The sequence below is a fragment of the Acinetobacter indicus CIP 110367 genome, assembly GCF_000488255.1.
GTDB classification, from domain to species: Bacteria; Pseudomonadota; Gammaproteobacteria; order Pseudomonadales; family Moraxellaceae; genus Acinetobacter; species Acinetobacter indicus.
In genome coordinates, this window is record NZ_KI530761.1 from 1 (window position 1) to 12,013 (window position 12,013).

General features: G+C 42.5%; 12 protein-coding genes and 1 pseudogene. 5 read left to right on the top strand and 8 right to left on the bottom strand.

Annotated features, from left to right (window positions below):
- Nucleotides 1-1,224: ISL3 family transposase (locus P253_RS15235; RefSeq protein ID WP_023274439.1), on the bottom strand; the 1,224-nt coding region annotated here is incomplete at its 3' end.
- Nucleotides 1,225-1,236: 12 nt separating this feature from the next.
- On the bottom strand, nt 1,237-2,271 hold the full coding sequence (locus tag P253_RS15240; RefSeq protein WP_016658919.1) for a permease: 1,035 nt from the start codon (nt 2,269-2,271) through the stop codon (nt 1,237-1,239).
- A 111-nt stretch (nt 2,272-2,382) separates the two neighbouring features.
- On the opposite strand from P253_RS15240, the gene P253_RS15245 reads away from it, so the two are divergent.
- Complete coding sequence (locus P253_RS15245) at nt 2,383-2,697, top strand: ArsR/SmtB family transcription factor (RefSeq protein ID WP_016658918.1); 315 nt, start codon at nt 2,383-2,385, stop codon at nt 2,695-2,697.
- Nucleotides 2,698-2,964: 267 nt separating this feature from the next.
- Nucleotides 2,965-3,432, top strand: coding sequence for a very short patch repair endonuclease (locus P253_RS15250; RefSeq protein WP_016658917.1), 468 nt, complete (start codon nt 2,965-2,967; stop codon nt 3,430-3,432).
- A gap of 58 nt (nt 3,433-3,490) precedes the next feature.
- Here the strand turns inward: P253_RS15250 and P253_RS15255 are convergent, their stop codons facing one another.
- From P253_RS15255 to P253_RS15270, 4 genes are all read right to left on the bottom strand, one after another.
- Nucleotides 3,491-4,807, bottom strand: a complete 1,317-nt coding sequence (locus P253_RS15255) for an MvaI/BcnI family restriction endonuclease (RefSeq protein ID WP_016658916.1) — start codon at nt 4,805-4,807, stop codon at nt 3,491-3,493.
- Between the two features lie 63 nt (nt 4,808-4,870).
- Nucleotides 4,871-6,313, bottom strand: a complete 1,443-nt coding sequence (locus P253_RS15260) for a DNA cytosine methyltransferase (protein ID WP_016658915.1) — start codon at nt 6,311-6,313, stop codon at nt 4,871-4,873.
- Between the two features lie 179 nt (nt 6,314-6,492).
- Nucleotides 6,493-6,981 carry a hypothetical protein gene (locus P253_RS15265; RefSeq protein ID WP_016658914.1) on the bottom strand — a complete coding sequence of 163 codons (489 nt, stop codon included), beginning with the start codon at nt 6,979-6,981 and terminating at the stop codon, nt 6,493-6,495.
- 20 nt (nt 6,982-7,001) lie between these two features.
- Nucleotides 7,002-7,565, bottom strand: coding sequence for a hypothetical protein (locus P253_RS15270; RefSeq protein WP_016658913.1), 564 nt, complete (start codon nt 7,563-7,565; stop codon nt 7,002-7,004).
- 428 nt (nt 7,566-7,993) lie between these two features.
- Here P253_RS15270 and P253_RS15275 point away from each other — a divergent pair, with 428 nt between their 5' ends.
- Nucleotides 7,994-9,778, top strand: coding sequence for a DEAD/DEAH box helicase (locus P253_RS15275; protein ID WP_016658912.1), 1,785 nt, complete (start codon nt 7,994-7,996; stop codon nt 9,776-9,778).
- Between the two features lie 4 nt (nt 9,779-9,782).
- Entirely contained in the window at nt 9,783-9,989 is a 207-nt protein-coding gene (locus P253_RS15280) for a hypothetical protein (RefSeq protein ID WP_016658911.1), read from the top strand.
- Nucleotides 9,990-10,075: 86 nt separating this feature from the next.
- On the opposite strand, the gene P253_RS15285 is transcribed toward P253_RS15280, so the two are convergent.
- Both P253_RS15285 and P253_RS15290 read right to left on the bottom strand, forming a co-directional pair.
- Nucleotides 10,076-10,390, bottom strand: coding sequence for a BrnA antitoxin family protein (locus P253_RS15285; protein ID WP_016658910.1), 315 nt, complete (start codon nt 10,388-10,390; stop codon nt 10,076-10,078).
- Nucleotides 10,377-10,664, bottom strand: coding sequence for a BrnT family toxin (locus P253_RS15290; RefSeq protein WP_016658909.1), 288 nt, complete (start codon nt 10,662-10,664; stop codon nt 10,377-10,379). The genes P253_RS15285 and P253_RS15290 overlap by 14 nt, the downstream gene beginning before the upstream one ends.
- Before the next feature lie 357 nt (nt 10,665-11,021).
- Here P253_RS15290 and P253_RS15295 point away from each other — a divergent pair.
- A pseudogene (locus P253_RS15295) lies at nt 11,022-12,013 on the top strand (hypothetical protein); the annotation flags it as partial.

Below are 12,013 nucleotides of genomic sequence, written 5' to 3' on the forward strand. Positions count from 1 at the left end.
TCCGTAACCGATGGTTTTCTTGTAGAAAGGAGAGACCTTCGCAGTCGGTGCCTTCTTCTTGTGCTTCGTGGTGTAGAGCATTCGTGCCCGCATCACCTCGAAGGAGTAACCGCGCCCTTCACGGTTCTTGTCCTTGGCCAGTCGGTTGATGGACTCCGTGTAAGCGTTGGTGACGGGCATGTCCGTCTCGAAGTAGGTCATGGTCTCTTCGCGCCAGTTTCCCACTGCCCTGACCAGATCGCTCCAGACTTCCTTTTGGCCCTTCGGGATGGTGGCTATCCACTCGTCCAGGGCGGCTTCTGCCTGGAGCCGTGTGGTGGCGTCCCAGATGCCGTAGAAGCGCTCCTTGTGCTCGTAGGCGGCCAGCAGTTGCGGGAACGCGCCTGTCCAGGTCTCCATGATGAGGCGCTCCCGGTCTGAGACTTCGTGAGCGCGTTTCAGCAGGATTTTCCGGTCTCCCTTGAGAGTCCGGCTCTGGGACGGTTTCAGCTCCTTTCTGAGGCCCTTGCGCACTCTCTCTAGGGCATCGTTGGCCATGCGCACCACATGGAACTTATCGACCACGATACGGGCCTGGGGCAGCACAGCCTTGACCGCTGCCCGGTAGGGGTTCCACATGTCCATGCTGACGATCTCGACCTTCTGCCGGTCTTTCAGCTTCATCAGGTAGTTGGTCACCACGTCCTGGCGGCGGGTGGCCAGCAGGTCGAGCAGGGTTCGCTCCTCAATGTTGGTCAGAATGCAGCGGTAGCGCTTGTTCAGGTATAGCTCGTCAATGCCCAGGATGCGGGGCGTCTCGAAGCGGTGCCAGCGCCCCAGGAACTCGGCGCGGGCGTTGAAGATGTCGCGCACCGTCTTCTCGTCCAGGCCGGTCTGTGCCGCCACAAAGGTGTAGGGGTGGTTGAAGGATTCCTTCTCCACGTACTCATGCAGCCGCAGTGTCATACGGAATCCGTCCACCATCTCCGGTAGCTGGGGCCTGAATGTTGTCTTGCAGGCCCGGCAGGTGTATCGGCGGCGGACCACCCAGAGAGTGACCCGCTTGCCGTGGATGGGCAGATCACGATAGGGAACGTCACGCTTGCCGAACCGCACGAACTCACCCTGCACGCCGCACCCCTCGCAGGCTACTGGTGTAGGTGCTTCAAGCCGAAAATGTATGTCTTCATTCTGCTCATCAGAATCCACCAACTGGTACCCAGGAAGGCTTAACGAATTAATCATCTCCCGCCTTGATCAGAAAAACAGGTAGGTGGCGTAACCGGCAATCATCGCCATAGCAAAAATGACTGCTAAAAACGCCGCTAAAAGCTTCAGCGTGAACAAAGAGCGCAACAGAATGAGCTCAGTCAGGCTGGCTCCGGCACTGCCGATGATCAACGCTAGCACCGTCCCGGCACCCACGCCTTTGGCCATCAGAGCCGCTGCCAGAGGTATGACGGCTTCAGCGCGAATATACAACGGCACGCCGATGACAGCGGCAACTGGAATGGCAAAGGGATTATCTGGGCCTGCATACTGCTCCAATAAGTCAGTGGGCATGAAACCATAGATCACGCTGCCAATCGCAATACCGATGAGCAGGTAAGGCAACACATCGATAAAGTCCGACCAAGCTTCCCGCCACACACCACTGTACTTCCCTTCTTTCTTAACCGTGACAGTGGGTTGACTGTCACAGCATTCGCTAGACGTAGAGACTGTTGTCTTCCTATCAGCCCCGCAAGAAGCCGTCTTCGGAGTGGTGTCGCAGCTGTTGGTGCCGCAACTCGATGCGGTCGATGTAGCACTGCACGGGCTTGCTGATGAACTACATCCACTGCTCTCTTGTGTCGCCGTCCGGCGCACATAACGCTCGAAGCCAAGCGTGTGAAGCAGCCATCCGGCACCTACCGCGACCACCAAAGCGGTGAGCACATAGATAGCAGTAAGTGTCCATCCAAACGTGGCAACCAGCAGGCCGACGACGATAGGATTCAGCAACGGAGATGAGAAAAGAAACACCATCATCGGCCCAAAACCGGCCCGTGCCCGAATCAACCCTTTCAACATGGGGATAGTCGAGCAACTACAGAAGGGCGTTATAGCTCCTAAACCAGCAGCAAGAAAATAGCCTCGCTTCCCACTGGAAGGCAGTAACGCTTCCACCTTGGATGGTGGGATGTGACGTTGAAGAACTCCGACCAGCAAGCTAATGCCAATGAATAAAACCGATAGCTCGATAGCGAGAAAGGCGAACATGCCTAGAGCGTCTTGGAGTTGAGATGACATTCAATATTACTCCTATATTTCTAGTATTGTCGAAATGATGTACGCAGCCTACTTGCGTTTATCCGACCTGTCAACTATAATTCTAGAAACATCGAATTATTGGGGCGTGCTATGGATCACGAAAAGGTTGCAGCCAGCTTAGCTGAGCTAGGGAATAGTCACCGACTGTCCGTGTTCCGCTTTCTGGTCAAAGCTGGCCATGATGGGGCTTCGGTCGGAGATATCCAGAAGGGGCTGGGTATTCCTGCTTCGACGCTATCACATCACCTTGCGCGCATGGCCAAGGTAGGGCTGATCCGGCAGGAGAAACATAGCCGCACGATTGTCTGTATAGCCGAGTATGGGCACCTAGAGAATTTGATCGGTTTCTTACAAGAGGAATGTTGTGCAGGTGTCCGGATTGCGCATGAACCAGAACCGCTTTGACGCTTGCCCAGCTCTCGCTGTCCTCCCTAGTCAGCATCGCTATGAAGACTCAGGCGAAGGTGGAAACAGAAAATTGGCAGTAGAGTAGGCTGAAGAGGATCAATCAGATAATCCGCTGAGAAAGATTTTCTTCTTTACATCTTTGGCATTTTATCAACCAGAAATTCCGGATACCCAAAAAATTATAATCGTATGAACAACATGTAACATAAACAATAAAAACAGGATTTTATACTGTTACTTCTAGGTAATTAACGGAACAGTCTAGTGGCAGATATTGTTGATAGTCCCACGCGCAGCCGTATGATGGCCGGAATCAGGGGACGTAATACAAAACCGGAACTGCTGATCCGCAGCCTGCTTCATCGAAAAGGCTTCCGTTTCCGTCTCCATGTCAAGGATCTTCCCGGAAAACCGGATATTGTCCTGCCAAAATACAGGGCCGTAATTTTCATTCATGGCTGTTTTTGGCATGGCCATCAGGACTGCCATCTTTTCAGATTACCGGCGACACGGACAGAATTCTGGCAGGAAAAGATTCTCCGTAACCAGACCAATGATTCCAGAGCTGTAGAGATTCTGCTGGCCAGCAACTGGAGAGTATGCATTGTCTGGGAATGTAGTATCCGTGGAGCCAGGAAAGATCCTGAGAAAGTAGTCAGTACGATTGCTGACTGGCTTTCAGGAACTGAATACTTCCTTGAAATAAGGGAGAATACTCCGCTCCTGATATAAACAGAACCGGCACAGGGCACCCCATATCCAGAAGCTACGTACAGCTTGAATATCATCGTTACAACGCGGACAGGTCGAGATCTTTGTATTCGTCATAGAGTGAAGCTGAGTTGGTTCCCGATACCCTGAACTGGTTACGCTTCTTCTGCTTCCAGTTCCCGGTATTGGTATCCAGTGCATATTTACAGCCAGGATCGTGTACGACCAGTCCTGTTGCCAGTGCATTTAGGAATTTTTCGATACTCGCTCCCTTGGCCAGCGAAACTTTCGGTCCAAACCGGTAATGGGTATGCCCTTCAAGCTTCAGGTTTGTGTAGGAAACATAGCAGGTTTTTGTATGCTTGCTTTTCCAGTGGTTGAGTAGTTTGCTGAAGGTCCATCCGGCTGCAATTTCCCCGCTGTCATTTTTCAGGAAATAGCCTCCTTCGCTATGGGTAATTTTCTTTTTCTCCAGATCATAGCCTTCAATGGAAAGCGTCAGGCCTGTTTCCGGATTCCGGGTTCCTGGCTGGTGTTTAGCCGTAAAGTAGAGTTTTTCCGGTTGTCTGCGGTTTGCATGGTTATTCATGAAATTTGCATAGCTATCACGATAAAGTCCGATATCAGGTTCTGGTGTCATCAGGGTCGTACTGCTTTTTGATCTTGTTTTCAGCTCCCAGTCAAGGAAATCAGGGCTGGCGTTTCCGTTCGGAATGATGCCAAATTCGCACTCGAGGGTGAAACCAGCTCCATTCGGTGCCTCGTAGAAAATAACTGTACCGTCTTTATTCAGTCTTCTGGATCTTATCGGTCCCTTGATGTAGATATCCCTGAGTTTTCCGATCAGCAGATCCTGACTGTCTGCAAGGCTTGAGTAGTATTCATAGAAAACCGACAGGACTTGTCTGTCCTGGTTCAGTTCGGCGTATTCCTGAATCTCCCCTGAAATTTCCTCATCCCATGATCCTGTATAGGCAAAGATCTTGTCCTCGGTCAGACCTAGTATCATGCCCCGTTTCCGGCTGGCATATAGTTCACGTTCTTCGGCTGTTGGTGGTTTCATTATCTTGCTAGGGGCAAGCGAGCAGCCACGGAGGAATCCGGAAAGTCTTATTTCCGGATATTTGGGATAGAGGATAATCTGGGAACCTATGGCTTCTTCAGTTTCACCTTCCGGGGTAATCCAGAACAGTTTCAGAGGTGCCTTGAATATTGGACCCTTGCTGGATTCTCCATCTGCGCGGATCTCTCCCAATGGGAAATCCTGAATAACTTCAAAATTTCCCCCAAAATAGATCTGCTGCTTGGAATTGTCATTGTTAGAAAGCGGCTTGAGCAGGATCCGGGTTGCACCCAAAGCCTGCATTGTCTGTGATATCTGCCTGATAGTCGCCATATACGATCCGGTCATTGTTCTTCTGACCGGATCGTAGCGTTATTTGAGTGATTTTTATAGTTTTTACGCAGAAATCCTGTCTTTTTTGCGTTCCTTCATTTCTGCTGCCCGCAAAATGTAGGGTTCAAGCAGCCTTGCAACTGCCGTGAAGACAGGCACGACGACCGAATTGCCGAACTGCTTGTAGGCTTGGGTATCAGAAACCGGAATACGGAAGAAGTCTTTTCCATCCGGTTTTTCAAAGCCCATCAGTCTTGCACATTCCCGTGGTGTCAGACGACGCGGGCGGTTTTTCTGGTTGTCTGAATCATCAAAATCAGCCTCTCCACGCTGCATGTCCCAGCCACGGTCGATCAGGATTTCTGAACCATCCTTGTGATAACGGGCTGACAGTGTTCTGGCTACACTGCCAGGATTTTGCGGATCTACCAGACCAAAACCAAAACCATTGCCTTTAGCCTGATGTTTCTTGGCATAATTGTACAGGTATTTCCACAGGTTCTCGGTGAGGATGTATTTATTATCAACCTCCGGTTCCAGAAGGTCCCGTATTGCAGGACGTACTTCAGGGAAGAGCTGGTCAATATTCTTCAGGGAAAAGTCGCCCTTGATATCTAGACTGCGTTTGAAGCCTACCAGTACGATACGTTCACGGTGTTGTGGGAGAAAGTTTTTGCCGTCAATAACTTTGGGATCATTCGGACCGTTCATGTCGGCATCAGCCACATCATAGCCCAGCTCGTCCAGCGTGTTCATGATGACACGGAAGGTATTACCCTTGTCATGGCTTTTCAGGTTTTTTACATTTTCAAGTACGAAGATCGCAGGCTGTTTTGCTGCAATAATCCGTGCCACATCAAAAAACAGAGTTCCTTGTGCCTCACATTCAAAACCATGTGCCCTGCCAAGGGAGTTTTTCTTGGAAACCCCTGCCAGAGAGAACGGCTGGCATGGAAAACCTGCCAACAGTACTTCATGATCTGGAATCTCGTTATCGATGTGCCGATAGGCATCATTAATGTCGGTCTCTGGATCTTCAGTCAGGGTAACCTGTCTGATATCTTCATTGAATTTATGCTGTTCAGGATCACAGTACCAGTTGGCCTTGTAGGTCCGGACGGCTTCCTTGTTCCATTCGCTGGTAAAAACGCACTGTCCGCCGATTTCTTCAAACCCTTTCCTGATCCCACCGATACCGGCAAACAGGTCAATAAAGCGGAATTTGTAATGGGGATGATGAGCTGGTGGTTCTGGCAGCATTTTCTGGAGCATGTCGACTTCGATCTGGCTGAGTGACCGTTGTACACCTTTCCCACTCAGCCATCTGTTCAGAGTTTCACGGGTCCAGTCATGATGACTCACTCTACGAAGTATTTCTGCCACCGACTTCTGGTCGTATGACTCCAGTATCTGATTTACCAGAGCCTTGTCTTTCTCGATTTTCTGGTTTTCTTGGATCAGGTATTTTTCGTGTAGGTCATCAGCTTGGAATAGGAACTCTTTCATTTGTATATCTATATGGGTGTTTTAAGTGATATTTTATCACTCATTTAACCCAGATATAAAGAAAGAATACTCACTACAGGTTATAAACTCCCCCGTTAAAAAGTAGATAAGGAAAAAAAGCCCCCCTGACGGTATGTAAGGAGGTCTTTTGGGTGTACTGGTGTTTATTGATGCGGTTTTTATTGATCATCGTAGGAACAAATTAGGTTCTGAAGTTCAGCTTCAGAAGCTGCACAGAATTCCCTGATTCTCTCAGCTACAGTTTCCGGATCTGTAAATTCTTCATCAGCATAATTGTTGTAGTCAAAGAGAACTTCAGCCATACGGGGATAAAGATCTAGGCCCTGCCGGACTGCTTCATAAGAATCAGTTTCAGGATTGCCTTTCCAGCGGATCATACTCATAGTGTGTGGCTGGCTGAATGCCGAACTTAGATCTTCAGCCCTTACTTCCAGTTGACCCACGTAAAACCCGGCCTTTTTCCATCCTGGCAGGGTTGCAGCCCAGCCGACTGCGCAGGCAACTGTATTGCAGTCACTATGGAGCTGTTCATCACTGACAAAACCAACCGACTTTCTGTCTGGTCTTCGCCATGTCCTGATGTCAAATCTGGAAGGATCCAGTTTTTGCAGAAAATCAGCGAGTTCAAGTAGAAGATCTTTACGCATAATCGGATATCCTGGTAATGTCAGAAGTTGATTTGAATATTAACTTTATCTGCGTCAACACCTGCGGCATGAGCGATCATTTCTTTTGCTTCCGCAATAATTTCTGATAATTCTTTTGCGTCATCAGAAGCATTCACGTTTTCCGGCACAGCTCCATCATTTTCCGCACTAGGGCTAGGATCGAAAACTGTCCATTCCAGATTATCAACATCAAGATCCAGTTCGCTGGACAGGTCATCTGTATTCAGGTAGGCAACTGGATATCTTTGTCCTCTGGTCAGTTTTTTCCAGGCCTGCTTGAAATTTAGAGTATCAGGTAATAATGAATATTCACTGATCTGGATCAGTTTTCTTCCAAGATACTTTGCGGTTGGGACACAGCCGGAAATCCTGCCAATCATGAAGGCTTGGCCATGTTGAAGGCCATCATCCTTTACAGCCCATGTTTCACGGTGATTTCTTACAAAAATTACATATTTTGCATTTTTAATCCGGTCAGTTTTGGCAATCCAGTAACCCGATCCTCCCTCTGACTCCATCCACTTTAAATCTTTTCCTGTAAAAATGCCGATCACGTTGTTCATAGTAAGATTTTTTATATGCTATTTTTTATTAAATCTATCGTATAAAAATTATAATTACAAGTATTAATCCATTATTTTTATGATTAAAATAAAATTCTATCGTATAGAAATTTTTAATTCGTAAAAAATGAAGATTGAGAGCATTGCTCACATTCTTCTAATTTTTGTTCATGTTCTAGAATAAGGTGGACAGAATTGATTGGTAAGGAAGTGCTTCACCGGATGCTTACCTCTGAGAAGCAATTTGTCAGCTCATCGTGTATTCACTGGACATCTCTACTTGGAGCTTACATAGGTATTTCGAATAAGAGATTTTACGTTAAATAAAAAATATAAATTGGGATAAAAATATTATTTTCTAGTAATTTACTTTAATTCTATAGAAACGTCCTCACTTAATTCAGATAAGAAATTTAATAGAGGGAAACATGGCTAATCAATTTTCATTATTAACACCTAATATTTTACAAAATAGTAAAATCAGAGAACCGCAAATAGAATCTTATAAAAATATTCTATCGCATTTCAGCAAACCCTCATTTGAAAGAGAAGTTGGTATAGTACTTCCTGTTGGGTGTGGTAAATCAGGCGCCATTGGTCTAACTCCATTTGCATTAAAGGCAAAAAGAGCCTTAGTTATTGCCCCTAATTTAGCTATCGCAGAGCAGCTCTATAAAGATTTTACTTACTCTAGACCAGATACATTTTATAAAAAATGTGAAGTATTAATTGATGACTTTCCGGAACCTGCTGAAATTAGAGGAAAAACTGTAAATAAAGCAGATCTAATTGAAGCCGATGTGGTTGTAACCAATATTCAGCAACTTCAAGGTGAGAATAATAGATGGCTTAATAATTTAGAGTCTGATTTCTTCGATTTGATCATATTTGATGAGGCACATCATAATGTTGCGGAAACATGGCAGAATTTGAAAGATCATTTTCCTCAAGCAAATATTGTAAATTTTAGTGCTACGCCTTTACGTGCAGATGGGCGTAAAATGGCAGGAGATATAATTTATTCATATTCTGTTCAAGAAGCTATAAAAGCAGGTTACGTAAAGTCATTAAAGGCAGTTCAGCTAAACCCCGAAAACCTGAAATTTGTTAGAGATGATGGAAAAGAACAGGAAGTTCCTCTAGAAGAAGTGATTAAACTAGGTGAAGAAGATTCTGGATTTAGAAAATCAATTATTACCTCAACAGAAACCTTAAATACGATTGTAGATGCATCAATCCATCAACTTTATAAAATGAGGAAAGAAGCAGACTGCAATAAATTAAAAATTATTGCATCAGCTCTCAACTATACTCATTGCAAGCAAATAGTTGCAGCTTATAAAGCAAAAGGATTGAAAGCAGATTTTGTCCATTCCTTAGAAGATACTAAACATAATGCAAAAGTTTATAAAAAGCTTGAGAGTCATGATCTTGATGTAATTGTTCAAGTTCGGAAATTAGGTGAAGGATTTGACCATCCCTACCTCTCAGTTGCTGCGGTTTTTAGTATATTTGGGAATTTATCTCCATTTGTTCAATTTATTGGGCGAGTAATGCGAGTTATTGAACAGAATAATCCAAATAGCATTCTAAACCATGGTGTTATTGTCTATCATGCGGGCGGAAATATAATCCCAAGATGGAATGATTTTAAGGAATTTAGTGCAGCAGATCAGCAGTATTTTGAATCACTTTTACCTACAGAATATGTTCCTATCACAAATGGTGACGGTAATAATGATGATTCATATATTAGAACTGAAAAAGAAGAAATAAATGTTATTGCTCAAACGAATGTAAAGATTAAAACATCATATCTTTTAGACGATGAATCAATTAAAGCACTAGAACTTTTGAAGGCTAAGGGGCTAATCCCAGAGAATTTTAATCCAGATGAGGAGATTCTTCAAAATATTAAGCCAACTAAAGTTCAGCAAAGACAAGCAAAAAGAACGCTATTAGATGATCTGATAAGAACTAAAGTAGGGTACATATTATCTACTTTGGGTTTGAATGCTGAAGGAAAAAACTTAGATAAAAGCTATATATCAAGTAATTTTGTTTTTTTAAAATCAAAACTAGATCAAAGGATTAATTCACTAATTGGCATTGAAAAGAATATGAGAAATGAAATGACTATTGAGCAGATAGAATTAGCTATAAGTTCAATTGATCAGATTTCAGAACATATTATTTTAGAAGAGAAAAAGTGATGATATGAAAAGTATTGTAAAAAATGTTGCTTGGGATGTTGCTCTTCAATCTCATAAATGCAAAAGAAATTTAAAGCATATTATTGCAAAAGGTGATAGACGGCTTAAGATTAAAGAAGGCCGTAGTGAAAGCCATTATTGTATGCAATGTGCTGAGAAAATATTGAAAGGTGGTCTACTAAAAATTAATAGCTTAATAGATGATATATAAAACTCTATGAATTTTGTATATTTTTTAAAATTAACATAATAATACACGTTATTTTAAATCTAAAATGGGAGCCTAAGCTCCCATTTTTATTGATGATTTTTTAACTCTTTGAGCATAGCATCCCGCAAAATTTCATTCATCCGGGTTTGATAGCCTTTACCTTGTGCTTTAAACCATGCAAGTACATCAGCATCTAAGCGAATTGAAGTTTGTTGCTTGACTGGGCGATAGAATTGATTATGGCGTACAGCATTGCTCCAGTCTGTAATTTCAGGAATATCAGATAAATTTAGTTGATCATCTGGAATAGTTCCTTTCGCAAGCAAGCGCTGAATTTCAGCCTCTTGCTTCTCACCAAATTTTTCATTCAGCTCTTTGCGTGAGTATCTAACTGTGCTCATATTTATCTCGCTCCGCCTTAGTAACTTGTCTTGCACTAATAATTCTTATAATTTCACAGTCATCTTCATCAAAGATAGTGTGAGCTACTAAGAGAATTAGTACACCTTTTACTCTTCCAATGGTTTGCCAACGCTCTTCACCATCGGTATGTCTGTCTTGGATTGAGATCCTCAGTGGATCTTCAAAAACAAGGCTTGCAGTTTCGAAAGAGATATCATGCTTTTTCTGATTCTTTCGATTCTTAGCCTCATCCCATTCAAAATACTGTTTCATAAAAAACATTCAAATTTGTATATACAATAATGTATCACATAATTGTATCACTCAAGCTAAAAAGCGTAATTTTTAGTCAAAATGATTGGCAAGAACTATCAAAAGCGTTCATAAAAAAGCCGACTTGTTTCCAAATCAGCTTTTTGCTGATTTTATGATCAGTATTAAAATTTTAAATTATTGATTTTAATATCAATATATAAGTGTACTTCGTATAAGTACCATTATGTAAACGGAAGACTATACTATGTTAGATTTTCCGCTTTTTAAGTTTTAGATAAAGACTTTTTGTTAAATAAAAAAGTATATAATTTTTAACTAATTAAAAACTCAATTTAAATTTTGGAAGAAATATTCATGGATAATATTCAGGAGTACTTTAAAGATACAAAGGATCTATCAGCAGAGGAATTGAGTTTAGCAAAAATTACTTCTAGAGAACTGGTTGCGATTTATGAAGACTATTCAAAATCTTTAAAAGAGTTAGAGACAGAAGGAATTTATTTAAGTAATAGATTACAATTCTGTGATGAAGTAAATTCAGTCCGTTGGCGGGTTAAGGATCCAATCCATTTGCTAACGAAAATTGTAAGAAAAAGAAAAGAAGCAATCAAAGCAAATAATAGTGAATCAAAATATTTATCTATAAGTGTTGAGAATTATAAAGAAATTATTACAGATCTCATAGGCCTTAGAGCTATATATTTATTTAAAAATCATTGGAAAATCATAGATAAGTATGTTTGCAATAATTTCAGAGTAAATAAAGATGAAAATATTGTGATTTATCATGCGCATGAAGATGACTTATCTTTTTATTATGAGAATAATTATGTAAAAGAAATTAATGGAATCGAATTAAGATATATTAGATCTGAAAAAGCATCTAAATATCGCTCAACCCATTATATTATTGATGCTAATTTTCCTCATAATTTTAAACTTGAGCTTCAAATTAGATCTATTCTTGATGAGGCATGGGGGGAAATTGATCATTTTCTAAGATATCCCGATCATCAAGAGGATGCTCAACTTAAAAGACAAATGACTGTACTAAATGGGGCAATTAATGGATGTGAAGAGCTGGTAACAACCTATTTTAAGGAATTTCAGGAAAGAAATATTCAAGTATTACCTGAAGTAGAGTCAGAACTTAATCACATAGCACAGCAAACCACTTTAAATAATATTAATACAAGCGCAGAAGTGGATTCACAAAATCTTGATGAAAAATTGAAAAATTTAGCTCTATATTCTGATACGTCAAAATATTTAAAAAATATAGGTATTTATGCTGAATTAGCCAAGCATCATGCTGCGTTACAGGCTGCTGTGGGTGGAGTGGCAGG

What these genes read in the sequence shown, in the direction of transcription:
- P253_RS15285 (WP_016658910.1), bottom strand. Translation starts at nt 10,390, where the DNA reads ATGAGCACAGTTAGATACTCACGCAAAGAGCTGAATGAAAAATTTGGT.
- P253_RS15260 (WP_016658915.1), bottom strand. Translation starts at nt 6,313, where the DNA reads ATGAAAGAGTTCCTATTCCAAGCTGATGACCTACACGAAAAATACCTG.
- P253_RS15290 (WP_016658909.1), bottom strand. Translation starts at nt 10,664, where the DNA reads ATGAAACAGTATTTTGAATGGGATGAGGCTAAGAATCGAAAGAATCAG.
- P253_RS15240 (WP_016658919.1), bottom strand. Translation starts at nt 2,271, where the DNA reads ATGTCATCTCAACTCCAAGACGCTCTAGGCATGTTCGCCTTTCTCGCT.
- P253_RS15245 (WP_016658918.1), top strand. Translation starts at nt 2,383, where the DNA reads ATGGATCACGAAAAGGTTGCAGCCAGCTTAGCTGAGCTAGGGAATAGT.
- P253_RS15280 (WP_016658911.1), top strand. Translation starts at nt 9,783, where the DNA reads ATGAAAAGTATTGTAAAAAATGTTGCTTGGGATGTTGCTCTTCAATCT.
- P253_RS15255 (WP_016658916.1), bottom strand. Translation starts at nt 4,807, where the DNA reads ATGGCGACTATCAGGCAGATATCACAGACAATGCAGGCTTTGGGTGCA.
- P253_RS15265 (WP_016658914.1), bottom strand. Translation starts at nt 6,981, where the DNA reads ATGCGTAAAGATCTTCTACTTGAACTCGCTGATTTTCTGCAAAAACTG.
- P253_RS15275 (WP_016658912.1), top strand. Translation starts at nt 7,994, where the DNA reads ATGGCTAATCAATTTTCATTATTAACACCTAATATTTTACAAAATAGT.
- P253_RS15270 (WP_016658913.1), bottom strand. Translation starts at nt 7,565, where the DNA reads ATGAACAACGTGATCGGCATTTTTACAGGAAAAGATTTAAAGTGGATG.